This window comes from Planococcus sp. 107-1, assembly GCF_021513255.1.
GTDB lineage: Bacteria > Bacillota > Bacilli > Bacillales_A > Planococcaceae > Planococcus.
Genome location: NZ_CP090977.1, coordinates 947,941 through 964,493, shown reverse-complemented (window position 1 = coordinate 964,493; position 16,553 = coordinate 947,941). Strand labels below are relative to the sequence as shown.

Annotated in this window: 16 protein-coding genes and 2 pseudogenes; 9 read left to right on the top strand and 9 right to left on the bottom strand. The window is 44.0% G+C overall.

What is annotated here, in order from left to right:
- Position 1: 1 nt before the first annotated feature.
- Both L0M13_RS05080 and recX read right to left on the bottom strand, forming a co-directional pair.
- Positions 2–334 carry a YfhH family protein gene (locus L0M13_RS05080; protein WP_235198610.1) on the bottom strand — a complete coding sequence of 111 codons (333 nt, stop codon included), beginning with the start codon at positions 332–334 and terminating at the stop codon, positions 2–4.
- Positions 324–1,133: a recombination regulator RecX gene (gene recX / locus L0M13_RS05075; protein ID WP_235198609.1), complete on the bottom strand. Its 810-nt coding sequence runs from the start codon at positions 1,131–1,133 to the stop codon at positions 324–326. The genes L0M13_RS05080 and recX overlap by 11 nt, the downstream gene beginning before the upstream one ends.
- Before the next feature lie 92 nt (positions 1,134–1,225).
- Here recX and L0M13_RS05070 point away from each other — a divergent pair, with 92 nt between their 5' ends.
- A complete protein-coding gene (locus L0M13_RS05070) occupies positions 1,226–2,125 on the top strand; it encodes a TIGR01777 family oxidoreductase (RefSeq protein ID WP_235198608.1) in 900 nt (299 codons plus the stop codon).
- A gap of 40 nt (positions 2,126–2,165) precedes the next feature.
- Positions 2,166–3,530, top strand: a complete 1,365-nt coding sequence (gene rlmD, locus L0M13_RS05065) for a 23S rRNA (uracil(1939)-C(5))-methyltransferase RlmD (protein WP_235198607.1) — start codon at positions 2,166–2,168, stop codon at positions 3,528–3,530.
- Here rlmD and L0M13_RS05060 read toward each other — a convergent pair.
- Positions 3,414–4,883 (bottom strand): MFS transporter, encoded by a 1,470-nt coding sequence (locus L0M13_RS05060; RefSeq protein ID WP_235198606.1) that lies wholly within the window; start codon positions 4,881–4,883, stop codon positions 3,414–3,416. The genes rlmD and L0M13_RS05060 overlap by 117 nt on opposite strands.
- A gap of 81 nt (positions 4,884–4,964) precedes the next feature.
- On the opposite strand from L0M13_RS05060, the gene L0M13_RS05055 reads away from it, so the two are divergent.
- The gene (locus L0M13_RS05055) at positions 4,965–5,354 is read left to right on the top strand and encodes an OsmC family protein (RefSeq protein ID WP_235198605.1); all 390 of its coding nucleotides are present in this window, start codon (positions 4,965–4,967) and stop codon (positions 5,352–5,354) included.
- A gap of 337 nt (positions 5,355–5,691) precedes the next feature.
- Positions 5,692–5,886: an SE1561 family protein gene (locus L0M13_RS05050; RefSeq protein WP_052652402.1), complete on the top strand. Its 195-nt coding sequence runs from the start codon at positions 5,692–5,694 to the stop codon at positions 5,884–5,886.
- A gap of 72 nt (positions 5,887–5,958) precedes the next feature.
- Here L0M13_RS05050 and L0M13_RS05045 read toward each other — a convergent pair whose 3' ends face one another.
- Together L0M13_RS05045 and L0M13_RS05040 are read right to left on the bottom strand one after the other, a co-directional pair.
- Positions 5,959–6,825, bottom strand: a complete 867-nt coding sequence (locus L0M13_RS05045) for a YihY/virulence factor BrkB family protein (RefSeq protein WP_235198604.1) — start codon at positions 6,823–6,825, stop codon at positions 5,959–5,961.
- Between the two features lie 47 nt (positions 6,826–6,872).
- Positions 6,873–7,316: a YtxH domain-containing protein gene (locus L0M13_RS05040; RefSeq protein ID WP_235198603.1), complete on the bottom strand. Its 444-nt coding sequence runs from the start codon at positions 7,314–7,316 to the stop codon at positions 6,873–6,875.
- A gap of 195 nt (positions 7,317–7,511) precedes the next feature.
- Here L0M13_RS05040 and L0M13_RS05035 point away from each other — a divergent pair, with 195 nt between their 5' ends.
- Both L0M13_RS05035 and L0M13_RS05030 read left to right on the top strand, forming a co-directional pair.
- Positions 7,512–8,873 (top strand): alanine/glycine:cation symporter family protein, encoded by a 1,362-nt coding sequence (locus L0M13_RS05035; protein WP_235198602.1) that lies wholly within the window; start codon positions 7,512–7,514, stop codon positions 8,871–8,873.
- A gap of 56 nt (positions 8,874–8,929) precedes the next feature.
- Entirely contained in the window at positions 8,930–9,151 is a 222-nt protein-coding gene (locus L0M13_RS05030) for a DUF1128 domain-containing protein (protein ID WP_235198601.1), read from the top strand.
- An 87-nt stretch (positions 9,152–9,238) separates the two neighbouring features.
- Here L0M13_RS05030 and L0M13_RS05025 read toward each other — a convergent pair whose 3' ends face one another.
- The 4 genes and pseudogenes from L0M13_RS05025 to L0M13_RS05010 all read right to left on the bottom strand — a co-directional run bounded on the left by L0M13_RS05025 (position 9,239) and on the right by L0M13_RS05010 (position 13,659).
- Positions 9,239–10,225, bottom strand: a complete 987-nt coding sequence (locus L0M13_RS05025; RefSeq protein WP_235198600.1) for a class I SAM-dependent methyltransferase — start codon at positions 10,223–10,225, stop codon at positions 9,239–9,241.
- Positions 10,222–11,529, bottom strand: a complete 1,308-nt coding sequence (locus L0M13_RS05020; protein ID WP_235198599.1) for an FAD-dependent oxidoreductase — start codon at positions 11,527–11,529, stop codon at positions 10,222–10,224. Before L0M13_RS05020 ends, L0M13_RS05025 begins: the two co-directional genes overlap by 4 nt.
- 128 nt (positions 11,530–11,657) lie before the next feature.
- Positions 11,658–12,568: pseudogene (locus tag L0M13_RS05015) on the bottom strand (pseudouridine-5'-phosphate glycosidase).
- Positions 12,565–13,659, bottom strand: coding sequence for a carbohydrate kinase (locus L0M13_RS05010; RefSeq protein ID WP_235198598.1), 1,095 nt, complete (start codon positions 13,657–13,659; stop codon positions 12,565–12,567). Before L0M13_RS05010 ends, L0M13_RS05015 begins: the two are co-directional and overlap by 4 nt.
- Before the next feature lie 143 nt (positions 13,660–13,802).
- Between L0M13_RS05010 and L0M13_RS05005 the strand changes: the two genes are divergently transcribed.
- The 3 genes and pseudogenes from L0M13_RS05005 (at position 13,803) to mreBH (ending at position 16,510) form a co-directional block, all read left to right on the top strand.
- Positions 13,803–15,035: an aminopeptidase gene (locus L0M13_RS05005; protein ID WP_235198597.1), complete on the top strand. Its 1,233-nt coding sequence runs from the start codon at positions 13,803–13,805 to the stop codon at positions 15,033–15,035.
- Between the two features lie 85 nt (positions 15,036–15,120).
- Entirely contained in the window at positions 15,121–15,261 is a 141-nt protein-coding gene (locus tag L0M13_RS05000; RefSeq protein WP_235198596.1) for a hypothetical protein, read from the top strand.
- 242 nt (positions 15,262–15,503) lie between these two features.
- Positions 15,504–16,510: pseudogene (gene mreBH, locus L0M13_RS04995) on the top strand (rod-share determining protein MreBH).
- Positions 16,511–16,553: the final 43 nt, after the last annotated feature.

Sequence of the window (16,553 nt, the reverse complement as noted above, 5' to 3'; positions counted from 1 at the left end):
TTTACTTCCCTTCCTTTAACGGCCGCAGCATGGAAATTGGCAGCGCTTCTGTATGCTTTTCTCCACCCATCCGGTATCCCCATGCAAATCGGCCTTTTAAATAGTCGATTTGGAAATAGACATTCGGATCTCCTTCGATGCGATAGACTTCGCCTTTTTTGAAGTCTTTCGGATCCATCAAATAAGCAGCAGCCATTACAGCTTTTCGCTCAAGTACGGCAAATTCATTAATGATGCCCAATTGCTCCGCTTTTCTTGCTTTTTCTTTCAGTCTGGCAATTTCATTGCGCAATTCATTTTCATCCATTTGGCTATAGCGTTTGTCATCCGTCATTTTCTTGCTCCTTTTTATCCAAGTAGTCATTGATCACTTCTGCAGGAAAGCCTTTTTGATAAAGGCCTTGCTTAACTTTTGATTTCAAATCGTAGCCCGTCAATTTATGGCTGTGCTTCCGCCACAATTTATCGCCTTGTTCAGTGACAATATCGGTCCACTGGTCTTCGTCTTTTTCAAGTTCCAACCCCTCGATAGCTTGGCTGATTAAAGTATAGGAATACCCTTTTCTCATCAGGAAATCACTGATTTTCTGTTTTACCTGGCTCGGGGTTTTCATTTTTTCTTTAGCGGCAATCTTTTCGGCGAGTCCTCTGGCAATCTCCAGCTGCTCTTCTTCGGTATAGGAATCTAAAACTTCTTTTTGCATCTGTTTATCAATCCCCTTCTTTTGCATATCCTGCTGGATGGCTCGCGGTCCCTTTTTGCCTGAATTCATTTGGGTCCGCATCAATGCTTCTGAAAAAGCCCGATCGTCGAGAAACTTGTGCTCATAGAGCTTTTTGATGGCTTCATCGATGACAGCTTCCCCAAACTCTTTTTCTTTCAGTTTCGTCCGCACTTCCCCTTCGCTTCGCATCCGAAAGCCAAGGTAATGAAGGGCTTTATTGTAGGCTTTGCGAATTTGGTCTTCGAAAGCCATTTCTTCAATTGTCCATTGGTCCAGTTCTTTTCCTTTGGTGAGCTGATACCTAACAAGTACCGCTTCATCGACACTGAATGCAAACTTATCCTCAAAGAAAATATTGTACCTTTCAGGATTCTTTTTGCCTTGTGTGATTTTCGAAATAATCGGCATTTACCGGCACCTCTCTTCCTCCATTATTATACCCTTTTGAGAGCTTAATTGCATGGATTGTGGGTACTATAGTAGAAACAGGAGGGATGATGATGAAGATAGCAATTACAGGCGGTTCGGGCTTTGTCGGCAAAGAATTGACAAGGCTTTTCCATGTGGGCGGACACATCGTCTACATTTTGACCCGAAACCCGAAACCTTCTACACCAAATACGAAGTATGTGGAATGGCTAAAAGCCGGAAGTGCGCCTGAACGGGAACTTGAAGGAATCGATGCCATCATTAACCTTGCCGGCAGTTCGATCAATGACGGCCGGTGGAGCGACGAACAGAAAAAAGAGATTTACAGCAGCCGCATTGAATCGACGCATGAGCTAATCCGCATCATCGATCAGCTGAAGAAAAAGCCGCAAGTATTGATCAATGCAAGCGCGATTGGAATTTACCCTGCTTCCACGACTGTCACCTACACAGAAGCTTCAGGCGACAGAGGAAATGATTTCTTGGCAAAAACCGTAATCGATTGGGAAAAACTCGCGGACCACGCTTCCGTTTATGGCGTAAGAGTAGCATTTGCAAGGTTTGGCATCATTCTTGGTGAAAAAGATGGGGCCCTCCCTTTAATGGCTTTGCCTTATAAATTATTTGTTGGCGGCACTGTGGGCAGCGGCAGGCAGTGGCTGTCATGGGTCCATGTCAAAGACGCGGCAAGGGCCATCCAATTCGCTATCGAAACTCCCGGGCTTTCCGGTCCCTTTAATGTCGCCGCCCCGAACCCGAAAACGATGAAAGATTTCGGCAAGCAGATTGGCAAAACGCTGAATAAACCCCATTGGATTCCAGTTCCGGGATTTGCACTAAAGGCGGTACTCGGGGATAAGAGCAGGCTCGTCCTTGAAGGCCAGCGTGTTCTTCCGAAAGCACTCGAGCGGCACGGATTTCAATTCGACTATCCCAGTCTGCAATCGGCACTGGCTGATATCTATAAATAAGACTATAATGGAGGGATGATTACAAAAAGGACGTGAAAAAATGAACGATAAACCCATAATCGAGGAAGGCCAAAAGTTCCCTTTAACGATTAAACGGCTAGGAATCAACGGTGAAGGCATCGGTTTCTTTAAACGCAATGTCATTTTTGTTCAAGGCGCATTGCCTGGCGAAGAAATCACTGCCCAAGTCACGAACATCAAACGGAATTTTGCCGAAGCCCGCATTTTAAAATTGCGCAAACCTTCTCCACACCGCCAGACGCCGCCTTGTCCGATCTATGATTCATGCGGCGGCTGCCAGTTGCAGCATATGACGTATGGCCAGCAATTGGTTGAAAAAAGAGATTTGGTTGTTCAAGCGTTGGAGCGCTATTTGAAAGGGGTCAATGTCCAAGTCGAAAAAACGATTGGCATGGAAGACCCGTGGTATTACCGCAACAAAAGCCAGTTCCAAACACGCTTGAAAGGAAATCGCGTAATTGCCGGGCTGTTTGCAGAAGGATCCCATCAATTATTGGACATTGAACAATGCATCGTCCAACATCCGAACACGACCCGCATTACGAATGACGTAAAACGCGTATTGGAAGATTTAAAGATTCCGATCTACGACGGCAAAACGATGAAAGGCATCATCCGCACAATTGTTGTCCGTACGGGAGTGGAAACAGGAGAAATCCAAATTGTCCTGATTACGACGCGCGCTAAAATTCCACAAAAAGAATTCCTGGTGGAACTTCTAAAAAACTTGGATCCGAAAATCGTGTCCATCGTCCAAAATGTCAATAAAGAAAAAACATCTTTAATTTTTGGCGAAGAGACTTTCACCCTTTACGGGAAAGATACGATTCACGAAAAACTTGGCGAACTGTCTTTCGATTTATCTGCCCGGGCTTTCTTCCAGTTGAATCCGACACAGACCGTGACCCTCTACAATGAAATTAAACGTGCAGCAGATTTGACAGGTACAGAATCCGTCGTTGACGCTTATTGCGGTGTAGGGACTATCGGTATGTGGCTCGCTGATCGTGCGAAGGAAATACGCGGCATGGACTTGATCCATGAAAGTGTTGTGGATGCGAAAGCCAATGCGAAAAAGTTGGGCTATACGGCGAAATACGTTACCGGCAGTGCCGAAAAATGGCTGGAAATCTGGCGTACGGATGGCTACACGCCTGACGTATTGACGGTAGATCCACCGCGTACCGGCCTTGGTGACTCGTTGATCCAGACTATCTTGAAAGTGAAGCCGAAGCGTTTCGTCTACACCTCCTGCAACCCTTCTACATTAGCGAAGGATTTGCAGCAATTGACGAAGATCTACAAGATTGAATACATTCAACCGGTCGACATGTTCCCGCAAACCGCGCAAGTGGAATCGGTGACAAAACTGGTATTGAAATAAGAAAAGCGGAGGCAGCCGTGTAGATTCGCCGGACATTAGACGAATTGCCGAAGCGGCGCTATTTGCCGCACAGGCGAGGCGGCTTATGACCCAAGAATCTGGCTGCCGGAGTCTAAACAATAAGAAAAGGCACGGAAGCCATCCAAGCTTCCGTGCCTTTTTCCATTTAACTGTATTCCGCTGCCGCTTCTTTTTCTTTCCGCCGAAAAGGAAGATAACCAAGAAAATGACGAGCAGCATGGCTGCGATCAGCAATAAGAAACTGAGCCCACCCGAATGTTGGACGAAAAGTCCGCCTAAAAACGGCCCGGTCAAGCTGCCGATGCTGAAAGCGATGCCGCAAAGCAAATTTCCTGTCGGAAGCAAGTCTTTTGGCATCAGATCGGCCATGAAAGAAATGCCCAACGAAAAAGTGGAGCCGACAAACATTCCTGCCAAGGCGAAAAATCCGACAGTGATCCAGGCATATTCTTCAAAAAAGCTGCCGATTCCAAATACGATTGCTCCACCGGATAAAGCGACAATCAAAACGTTTCTTCTGCCATACCGGTCGCTTAAATTTCCGAGCGGCAATTGAGTGGCAATAGCCCCCAATGAAAACGCAGCAAGCATAATCGAAACCATTCCAACATCAATCGACTGCCTCAACGCATACACGGGGTAGATGGAATTTAAAGATGCTTCCAAAAAACCGTATCCGAGCGGCGGCAAAAATGCGACCCAAGCGATAATGATTGCCGCTTTAAAACGGCCTAAAGTTCCAGTACTTGCCATGCTGCCGCCTGAAACTTCCGGAAAATCATTTCTTAAAAAGAACACTAATGACCAGGCAACCAGACAAAGGATGCCTGAAATGATAAAGGGCAGCGCTTCAAAAATATTCACTAAAGGAACAAACAATGGCCCTGCTCCAAACCCTACGCTAAAGGACATGCCGTAAATGGCAATATTTCTTCCCAAACGGTGCTGAGGCGAAAAACTCGTAATCCACGTTTGTGTAGAGAAATGCAAAGCTTGGTCTCCAATTCCAATCAATACACGCAAAATAAACCAGAACAATACGCTTTTCCATAAAGGAAATAAGAGCAGCGAGGCAATAACCAGGCCTCCGCCAAGGAGAATCAACGGCTTATAGCCGAAGCGCCGCAATTGCGGTTCCATGAAAGGCGCGATGATCAATGTTCCTATGTACAAGCCTGTAGCACTGAGGCCATTCAGGGTTGACGATATGCCGTCCTGCTCAAAAATAACCGCAATCAGCGGCAAGAGCATGCCCTGGGAAAAACCTGAAATCGATACAATGGCGACCAATATCCAGAACCTGGCGCGGTCGCTTTTTACAAATGTTTTCATGGATGCCTCCTTGATAAAGCGGGTTCGTTTAACTTCGGTAAGAATTCAGTTACAATTTTACCATAAGGAGGCGTTAACTAAATGAATTATTCAATGAACGAAAATGGATTTACTGGAAAATTGCCTTTTGGAGAAATGGCGATATCCGGCAACGAACAATATGGCTTCCGCCCATATCAATTGCTGGTTTCGTCGCTCGCTGTGTGCAGCGGTGGGGTGATGCGGAAAGTGTTGGAGAAAATGCGGATGCCGGCAGAAGATATTCAAATTGAAGTGAAAGAAGTGGTACGCGTCGAGGAAGAAGCCGATCGGGTTTCAAAAGTGCATATTCACTTTACCTTAAAAGGAAATATCGATGAAAACAAGATGGAGCGAGTCATGGAATTGACCCGGAAGAATTGCTCGATGGTTCAAAGTGTAAAAGATTCAATCGAAATCATTGAAACGTATGAATTGGTTCCCTCCACTTGAATATTAAACCACAAAAGGTTCAGTCCGTATCTGCATGACAGAATGCGGCTGAACCTTTATGTTTTCATAATATCCAATTTTGTTATACCCATAATTAATTTCTTCGGCTAAGCTGCCGGTGAAATGTTCGAACCCCCTCCTTTGCCCTCTACAATGATTGGTTTCGACGATTCACTTCGGCCTCCCCTCTCATTTAATTAACATGAGCTTAACACAAAAAATAAATTAAGTAAATATTCTAAATAGATAAAATTGATAAATAATTAATTTTGCCTATATATTGTTGAAATTCCGCTCTTTTTCAGCTACTATTAACAAGCGAAACGAGGTGTATCCAATGGGGAAATCCATTACGAATAAAGAGCAGCAAGTATCTTATATGAAACAGCGATTGAATATGTTTTTAGAAGTCCTTGATGCCATTGAACCAGAAAACACTGAACTCGAAGATATCGATCGCTTAATTGCTATGGTTGATGATCTTGATGAGAAAATGCAGCAATTTAAATCACGTCCAGAAGATGAAAAATAAGAACATCCCGTAAAAAAGCTTCTCCGCCATCACATCTTGATGGCGGAGAAGCTTTTTTAATCGGTACCGTTTTTATGAATGCTTTTCTTTTTGCTTCTGATCCAGGCTGTTTCGCCTGCCCTGCATCACGGCATTGATCTGGCCGCCGACCAGCAACAGCATCGCCGATAAGTAAAGCCAGATCATCAGCATGATAATGCCCCCGATACTGCCGTAAGTGGCAGAGAAAGTAGCAAAATTATTGATGTAAAGGGAAAAAATATAGGAAACTGTGATCCACCCAATGGATGTAAAAGCAGCTCCCACCATCACGCTTCGCACATCCAGCCGGATATTCGGCGCTACCCAATAGATGACCGAACACACTGCAAAGATGATCAAAGGCGGTATCGTGAAGCGCAATTGGCTCCATACTTCCAGAAAACTATCTTCCAAACCTAAAAACGAGGAAAGGAAGAGCCCGGTTTGCTGGCCGAAAATCGGCAAGACAAGTGCCACAATCATGATAAAAATCATGAGGATCGTCGAAAGGATCGACATAGCGCGAGCAATAACAAATGGCCGGTTCTCTTCTACTCCGTAAGAATAGTTCAAAGATTTGATGAGTGCATCCATCCCTAAACTGGCTGACCAGATCGTTGCGATGATTCCAAATGACAACAGGCCGCCATTTTGATTGGTCATAATATCCTGCAATGTTTCTTCAATGATGGCGTAGACTTCAGCTGGAGCTACTTCCTGCAAAAAGCCATAGATTTGGTCTGACGAAAGATTTAGATACGGCAGTAATGTAACTAAGAAAATAAGCAAAGGAAAAATAGACAACAGGAAAAAGAACGCTAATTGCGCTCCCAGTCCTTGAACATCTATAACTTTAATCCGTTTGCCAAGTTCTTTCAAGAAGCCTTTGACCGTAGTTACGTCATGGCTTACTTGCAAATTGTTCGAACGCTCTTCGGATTGCCGGGATTCCTTATTAATTGGAATTACCCGTTTTTTGCAGAGCTTGAGTTAGAGGATGAACTGCTGTCATCTGTTAATGACGAAGAAGCAGAAGGGTTATCTTCTTTCAAAGCAGTTAAGACATCATCTTTTGAATCAAGAACTGCATCTTTCGTATCAACAAATGCTTCTTTTGTTTCTAAAGCCATATCTTTCACATGCGGTGTCAATTCTTTAAGTTCGTTAACTTTTTCTCCCACATAAGAGGCGTCATCGGAAATGCGGGCATATAGATTTTGAACTCTTTCCGTCTGCTGTTGGACAGCTGACACTAGTTCATCTCTGTTTGATGCATAGTATTTTGCATTGCTTGATAATTTCTTAGATTTGTCCATTACATCGTTTCGTGTATTTTTGTCGAAGAGGGATACAATAATCCCCATTGCTGCCCCTACTAATAATCCTGTTAATAATTTGTTTTGGCTCATCCTAAATTCCTCCCAATCGAATATGATACTTACATCTCTTATGGAAATTCCCTCTATTTCATAATTTTAAACTTTCATCCGTTTTTATTTTTTAAAAAAAGTCTTGACTCTCGGTTTAATTTTTCGGAATATTAAATCTTAGGAGGTAATATTTTAACTGCCAAATTAGATTAGATACCTAAAGGGGATGAGAGCATGACGCAATTGGAAAATATTTTGGGCGAGATAAGTGGATTTATATGGGGCCCAGCTTTACTGGTCCTGATTGTCGGGACAGGTATTTACTTGACAGTCCGCTTAGGCCTCCTTCAGCTTCGGATGCTGCCATATGCATTAAAGCTGGTCTTCACTAAAAATCAGGATAAGACTTCTGAAGGGGATATCAGCCACTTTCAAGCTTTATCCACTGCTCTTGCAGCCACTGTTGGTACCGGTAATATTGTCGGAGTGGCAACAGCTGTTGTACTAGGTGGACCAGGGGCTGTATTTTGGATGTGGTTCTCTGCATTCTTCGGTATGGCGACGAAATACGGTGAAGCGGTTTTGGCCGTTAAGTATCGGATCACAGATGCTAACGGGCAAATGGCCGGCGGACCGATGTATTATCTTGAACATGGGTTGAAACAAAAATGGCTTGGTGTGTTATTCGCGATTTTCGGAGCGATTGCAGCTTTCGGCATCGGAAACGGCACCCAATCAAACTCAGTAGCTGCCATCGTACGCGACACGTTCAGCGTGCCGACTTGGGTCACAGGCATTATTCTAACATTATTTGCTGGAGCAGTTATTTTGGGCGGCGTTAAGATGATCGGGAAAGTTACATCTTATTTTGTTCCAGTCATGGCATTGTTCTATATCATTGCAGGAGCTGCCATCATGCTTACGAATCTTGAGCTCATTTGGCCAGCCATCACGACTATCTTCAGTTCTGCCTTTACGGGCGAAGCGGCTGTCGGCGGTGCGATCGGTGCAGCGATCCGCTACGGTGTTGCTCGCGGAGTATTCTCGAACGAAGCAGGTCTCGGATCTGCGCCTATCGCAGCTGCTGCTGCCAAAACGGATATGCCTGGACGCCAGGCACTCGTTTCCATGACACAAGTATTTATCGATACATTGATCATCTGTTCAATCACAGGTATTACGATTGTTATGTCAGGGATGTACACGGATAAATCCCTGGAAGGTTCGGCATTGACAACTGCTGCTTTCGAACAATTCTTAGGACCGATTGGACCGATTGTTGTGGCCATCGGATTAATTTTCTTTGCTTCTTCTACCATCATTGGATGGTCGTATTACGGCGAGAAATGTTTCCAATATTTATTCAAGAACCCTGCTCTTCTTATTGTCTACCGCATTGCTTTCATTGCAATGGTATTTGTAGGAGCTACGGTTTCACTTGATTTGATCTGGATGTTCTCGGATATCATGAACGGACTTATGGCGATCCCGAACTTGATCGGATTGCTTGGATTATCCGGAGTCATCGCTTTCGAAACAAGACGCATTGTCAAAAAAGTAAAAGAAGAAAAAGCAGAAGCCCGGGCTGGCAATTGACTTTTTTTTGAACAGTGAAATGATGGGTTATACCCTTCGAAAGGCAGGAACCCATCATGGATCTATCAAAACCTTCAAATGAAAATATTACTTTTATGATCGAAGAGATCAAAACTAAATTGCGCATGGTCAATGTGGATGCGATGAAATCTGAGCATTTCAATGATTCCCAGTACGAAGATCTGCTCGATTTATATGAAATGGTCAAAAGCCGCGACAATATTACCCCAAATGAAATGCAAGCCATCGCTAAAGAACTTGGCTCTTTGCGCAAATAATTTCAAAACCCCCGAACTAGGCATCTGCCAAGGTTCGGGGGTTTGTTTTTATTATGGCGCTGTTCCTTAGCGAATCTAACAGGTCTCTCAGCTCCGCTTTTTGTATTGTGCAATATACCAGCTGCCTTCTTTGATGACGGTTTTGATGCCGAGCATCTGAAGGCCAGCTTGTTCTCCCCATTCTGCCAGTTCTTCTCTTGTCGGCAAACGGTAGAGATTGTCGAAGGAGGAAAAGAAACTATTGAAGACATTTGCGAAAGGGGGATCTTCTACACTTCCAGCAATCGGTGTCACGACTGAAAGGATGCCGCCGTCATTTAGCCAGCGAGCGAGTTCGGCAAAGAGCTCTTGCCGTTTTTCCAAATCGATATAGTGGATGACATTGTTCATCATGACCATATCCTGCTGCTTTTTTGGATGGTAATTCCATAAATCCGCATTTTCAATGGTGATGTTTTCATTTTCTTTCGTGTTTTCTTGAGCTTTTTCAGTTACTGCCGGGCTGATTTCGATTCCGGTAAATTCGGTATTCGGAAAGCGTTCCGCGAGCTTTTGGATATAGCCTGCTTCTCCGCATCCGATATCCAATACCGTCTTGCAATCATTCTCCCTGATTTTCTTGGACATTTTAGGCAAGGCTAACACTTCAAGGAGACGGCTTGTTTCTGCAACTGTCGGTGCATGCTTTTCTTCGTCAAAATGGTTGCGGCTTTGCTTGCGCATCATTTCGGGATAGCTTAAAAGAGTGGGAATATGAAGTTCCATCATTTCTTTCAACAAAACGCCCGAAGAATAATTCCCTTTCGGCTTTGGCAGCTTCCAAACATTGCTGATCTTATAGCGTCCTCTGCCTGCCTCTTTCAGATGGCCGATCGATAAGCCTACGCTGACCCATTGGTCCAATAAGTTTTCATCTAATTGATAGGCGTCCGCGACATCGAATTTTGACATTGGCCGTTCGAAGGCTTTAAATAAATCCAATTCGTAGCCGACATACGCATGCCAGCTATAGAGAAATGGCTCATTCCGCTTCATATACATTCTTGCTTTGAACATGTTCATTACGTCTATCATAGGAGTCCCTCCACTTTCCATGGGTAATCGTCTTCTCGGGTGAAATACTTTAATTCTTTTGTGCTTGGCGGCAAGTCTCTTATGCGGATCGGCATGATGCCGCCTTGGATAAAACGGTCACGGACATTTTCTTTCCACATGCCAAGGCCAGAAACGTTCAACATTTGCTTAAAGTGAAGGATGGGGTCTTCTTCCATGCGCTCAAACGTTCTTTTCCGTAAATAACTGACGGGTTTAAAAGGAAATGAGTAAGCTAAGGCCGCCAAATGGCTCAATTGGATTACATGGTCTGCCCGCTTATAGCGGACCTTTTCATACCAACTCAGATTGGAAGGATCTAATTTACCGGTCTCTTTCATATCCGCTACCAATTCACCTAGAATGTCAGCATCTTGAATGGCCATGTTCATTCCTTCCCCGGCCATCGGATGAACGGCATGGGCAGCATCTCCAATAATCGCTTTATTGTCTTTAACATAAGAAGAGACGTGATACATGATGGGAATCATCAACTGTATTTTCTTCCAATCGGTCAGTTGCTGCACATATCCGTCTACTACTGGCGCCAAATCTGTATACAATTTATGGAAATGACTGATCGGTTTTTCTTTCAGCTCTTTATAGTCCCCTTCCGGAATCAAATAAACACTTCTCACCATATTATCCGGCAATGGGAATAGCCCAAGGAATCGATTGTATGTAGAGATGATTTTTCCGTCTTTGAAATTTTCGGCCCTTGGAAAAGTTACAGTCAGGAAATGATGGTTATAAGTCGTTTGCTTTACTTCGATTCCCATTGACTTCCGAGTAACAGATGCCCGTCCTTCCGCTCCAAAGAAAAAGCGGGCTTCCACTTCAAATGTTTCTTTGCCCTTTTGCAGAAGGGCTGTATTTTCGGTTAAGCTTTTACAGGTTGTCCCATTAAAGTAATGGAAGTTTGAAAACATTAAAGCCGCTTCTAAGATGATGGATTTCAGTTCTTCATGGTGGACCATATAAGCGGCATCGTATTTCCCAGGCAGTACACTATAATCCATGAACGATTGGTCCTGGACTTTTAAGGCACTGGACAATTCAAGCATATCCAGTACTTTTATTTCATTAGATCGATCGCAAATTTCCTCATAAATTCCGATACTATCGAATATTTGCATGCTTTTAGGCTGCAGCAATTCCCCTTTATAGGTAGGAGGTTTTTTCGAAAGCCTTTCAGCCAGCACAACATCGACTCCGCGCTGTACCAACTTCAAGGCTAATGTCAATCCGCCGATGCCGCCTCCGCTAATGAATACATCCGTTTTCATCTTCTTCAGCTCCTTATTTTTAACTACCCTTTTCCTCGTCACTTGAAAACATCTCCAAAATAAAAAAGCCCGGGAGGAAAAGCATTGCTTTTCCTCCCGGGCTTTCGTCATTGAACGTTTCTTTTTTCTTATAGTTGGTTGTATGCAACAGCCAGTTTAGCGCCAACTTCTGCATTGTGTTTTACCAATTCAATATTGGCAACAAGGCTTGTTCCTTCAGTCAATTCTTTTACTTTGCCAAGCAAGAATGGCGTCGTGTCTTTTCCTTTGATGCCGTTCTCTTCAGCTTCAACCATTGCGCGGTCGATAATGCCATTGATGAATTCATCTTCGAGCGCGTGCTCTGCAGGAATCGGATTCGCAACAACTGCGCCGCCTTTCAAGCCAAGATCCCATTTCGCTTTCAAGACTTGTGCCAAGATTTCCGGGTTTTCTGCACTGAACGTCAAGCCGAAGCCGCTTGAACGTGTATAGAAAGCAGGCATTTCATCTGTTTGATAGCCGATGACCGGTACGCCCTTAGTTTCTAGGTACTCCAACGTCAGGCCGATATCAAGAATCGATTTCGCACCGGCACAAACGACCGCTACTCCAGTTGTCGCCAATTCTTCCAAGTCTGCCGAAATATCCATCGTCGTTTCAGCTCCGCGGTGCACACCGCCGATGCCGCCAGTAGCGAAGACGCGGATGCCTGCCAATTCCGCACAAATCATTGTAGCAGCAACCGTTGTTGCGCCAATCTTTTTCGTTGCAATCAATTGGCCAAGATCGCGGCGCGAAACTTTTGCAACATCCGGGCTATTTCCTAGAAGTTCAAGTTCTTCATCAGACAAACCGATTTTAATCTGGCCGTCCATGATAGCGATTGTAGCCGGAACTGCTCCGTTGTCGCGGATAATCTGTTCAACGATGCGCGCAGTTTCCACATTTTGCGGATAAGGCATACCATGTGAAATAATCGTCGACTCAAGTGCTACCACCGGTTTTTTTGTTCCATTGCTTCTTGTACTTCTTTTGAATATGAAATCATTGTTGTCATTGTAATTCCTCCAATTCTTTTTTTAACTGCTCAGCAGTAAGTTCTGTTCTAACAGTTGTTTCACTTTGCAAAGTTTTTGTCGCATTCATTAAGCCGGAACGGATCGTCGCATCAAATTCCCTGCCATTCAGGAAACTGTGGATAACGCCACTTGAAAATGCATCGCCCGCACCGGTTACATCTTGCAGCGTTTCTGCCTGAAAGGCATCAAAATGCTGGACTGACGAATGGTTTGCGGCAATGACGCCTCTCTTGCCTCCGGTAATCAAGACATTTTCTGCTCCCAATTCACGCAGTTTCTTTGCGCTGTCTTGCCAATCTGCTGACGTCTCAATCGATTTCCCCAAGTATTGTTCCGCTTCATCTCGGTTCAAAACAAGCCAGGTGATTCCCGTCAAATCTTCGGAAAGGCGATCCATTTTCGGTCCGGAAACCGGAATGACTGCAAGTGGGATATCTCGTGATTTTGCGAGCTTGCGAACATACTCGATCGTCTCTTTTGGACAGTTCAAATCGATGATGATGCATGAAGCTGCAAGCAAAGCATTTTCATTGCGCGCAACATAAGCTGGCGTCATTTTTTCATATATGTCCATATTCGCCATGGCTAGCAGCATTTCCCCGTCCGGCTCTAAAACAGCTGTATACGTGCCTGTCGAAAATTCATCAAAAGACTTGGTCAAATCCGTTGACATGAAGGGCGATGAGACTTCTTCGATCAATTTCCACTCGGAATCATTTCCAGCAATCGATAATAATTTCACCTCGTGGCCAAGCCTGCCCAGGTTTTCAGCAATATTGCGGGCCACACCTCCGACACTTCCCGTAGCTGAAGCCGGATTCGAAGTCCCCATGAGCGCCTTTTTCTTCATCTTGAATTTACGGTCGACATTTGCTCCACCGATGCAAATGACCGTTCCTTCTTCAGGCAGTACATAGGCTCGTCCTAGAATCTTCCCTTCCCGGATCAATCCCGATATTAAATTCGCGATGGACGGCCTGGAAAGTTTCATCGCATCAGCCATTTCCTGCTGTGATAAATAAGGATCCCGGCGAATCAAAGCTAAGAGTTCTGCTTCTTTTTGATTCAATTCCTCGCCTCCTTTTTAAACATTTGTTTATATCATAAACTTTTGTTTTTAAAATTGCAAGCTTAAAAAGGCAAAGTGACGTTAAACCTTGCAGTGTATGACTGAAGATTGCTAATATAATAATGATGAAAGGAGAGATTTACGTGACATCTTTTAATGAAAAATTAGTAAAGTACGCAGAATTGGCTGTAAAAGTGGGGGTAAATATTCAATCTGGACAACAATTGTATATCGCTGCCTCCCTTGATGCCGCACCGCTAGTCCGACTTATCACAAAACAAGCTTATGAGGCTGGCGCTAAGCAAGTCCATGTAGATTGGAACGACGATGAAATCTCTCGCCTTCGTTATGAACTGGCTCCTGAAGATTCATTCTCTGAATACCCAGAGTGGAAAATTCAAGAACGCGAACAGCTTGCAGAACAAGGTGCTGCATTTATCAGCATCATTTCGCAAAGCCCTGATCTATTAAACGGCATTGATCCGAAGAAGATTGCAGCCAATCAAAAGGCAGTGGGAACCGGATTGAAGAAATACCGCCAATACGTCCAGTCCGATAAAATCAGTTGGACTGTTTTGGCAGCGCCTTCAAAAGCTTGGGCGGCAAAAGTATTTGCAGACTTGCCGGAAGACCAGCAAGTGGATGCATTATGGGATGCCATTTTCAAAGCAGTCCGGGCCGATTTGCCTGAACCGATTGAAGAATGGGAAAAGCATAATGACACCCTTCACACAAAAGTGGATTATTTGAATAACAAAAAATATGCGAAGCTTCATTACACTTCACCAAAAACCGATTTGGAAGTAGCACTTCCAAAAGGCCATTTATGGTGTGGAGCTGGATCAGTCAATGAAAAAGGAAAAACTTTCATGGCGAATATGCCGACTGAAGAAGTCTTCACGGTGCCGGATAAAACAGGCGTCAACGGTTTTGTCTCCAGCACAAAACCATTAAGCTACGGCGGCAATATCATCGATGATTTTAAAATCACTTTTGAAAGCGGTAAAATTGTTGATGCATCTGCAGCACAAGGCGAAGATGTATTAAAGAATTTGATCGCTACGGATGAAGGATCGCATTTCTTAGGAGAAGTTGCACTCGTGCCGCATCACTCGCCAATTTCAAATTCGAATATTTTGTTCTACAACACGCTATTCGATGAAAATGCTTCAAATCACTTCGCGATCGGCAGTGCTTATGCATTCTGCTTAGAAGGCGGCAAAACCATGTCCCAAGAAGAATTGCTGACTCATGGATTGAACCAAAGCATTACCCATGTTGACTTCATGGTCGGTTCAGAAGAAATGGATATCGATGGCATCTTGGAAGATGGCACTCGCGAACCCGTTTTCCGCAACGGCAACTGGGCCTTTTAATCATCAATAATTGGACACTTAATTTTTTCCGTTATATCATGTATACTGAGTAATGATGATTACAGTTCAGAGAGGAGTTATCATTATGTTAGAAGGTGTAACAATCACACTTGGTTTTATGGTCGTTATTTTCTTGTTTTTCTTCACCCTTTTGCATTTCCTTGGGAAAGAACTTCACTCTCATGATGCAGAAAAAGTAGACCCGATGCCTAAAAAGAGATTTTAAGAAAAAGCCGCTCTCCTCGGAGAAAGCGGCTTTTTTCAATTCTGTAAGACTTTCTCTTTACATTCTTAAATCATTTATTTTACATACGCATTACATTCTCTATCTATAGACCTGCCTTTTTGTAATTTTCCGCAACAATAGACCTTTCTTATGTATCATTTTATTTTTGCGTGCTTTTGAACCCCTCTTATACATGGTAAAATGCAGAATGGTAATTGTTTTATAATAGGAGGAGTTTAGGCATGTTTTCTTCAACGGATATCGGAATCGACTTAGGAACAGCAAATATTTTAGTATACACAAAAGCAAAAGGTATTATTTTAAATGAACCTTCAGTTGTTGCATTAGACACGAAGACGAATAAAGTCATCGCAATCGGCGAAGACGCAAAAGCAATGATTGGAAAAACCCCGGATCGATCCGGGTTGTACGTCCATTAAAAGAAGGCGTCATCGCTGACTTTGAAGTAACAACCGAGTTGCTGAAAATGGTTATGCAAAAAGCAGCCAAGCAAATGGGCGGATCTCTACGCAAACCCAACGTCATGGTATGCACCCCTTGTGGCGCTACATCTGTTGAACGCCGTGCCATTCATGATGCTGTCAAACAAAGTGGAGCTAAAAGTGTACACTTGATCGAAGAACCTGTTGCCGCTGCAATCGGTGCTGACTTGCCTGTCAGCGAACCTATCGCGAGCGTAATTGTTGATATCGGGGGCGGCACTACCGAAGTCGGCATTATTTCATTCGGTGGGGTCGTTTCTGCAAATACGGTAAAAGTTGCCGGAGACCGTATGGATGAAGACATTGTCCAATATGTCCGCAAACATTATAATGTATTGATCGGCGAACGGACGGCTGAAAATATCAAAAAAGAAATCGGCTATGCGCTAATTCCGCATAAATCCGAATCAATGGAAATCCGCGGCCGCGATATCATGACTGGCCTGCCAAAAACCGTCACGTTAACATCTACGGAAATTCAGGAAACCTTAAAAGAATCCTTGCTTTCTATTTTGGAATGCATCCGGGCTACTCTTGAAAACTGTCCCGCTGAACTATCCGGTGATATCGTCGACCAAGGCGTTGTGATTTCCGGAGGAGGCGCTTTGTTGAAAGGCATGCAGCAATGGCTATCGGAAGAAATTTCCGTACCTGTCCATACTGCTCCCCAACCGCTTGAATCCGTCGCAATCGGTACTGGCCGCTCGCTTGTTATGCTGAACAAAATTGAAAAAATCTCTCGCTAATTTGTTTGAACAAACAGTTTGGAAGCCGGCGCTTCCAAACTGT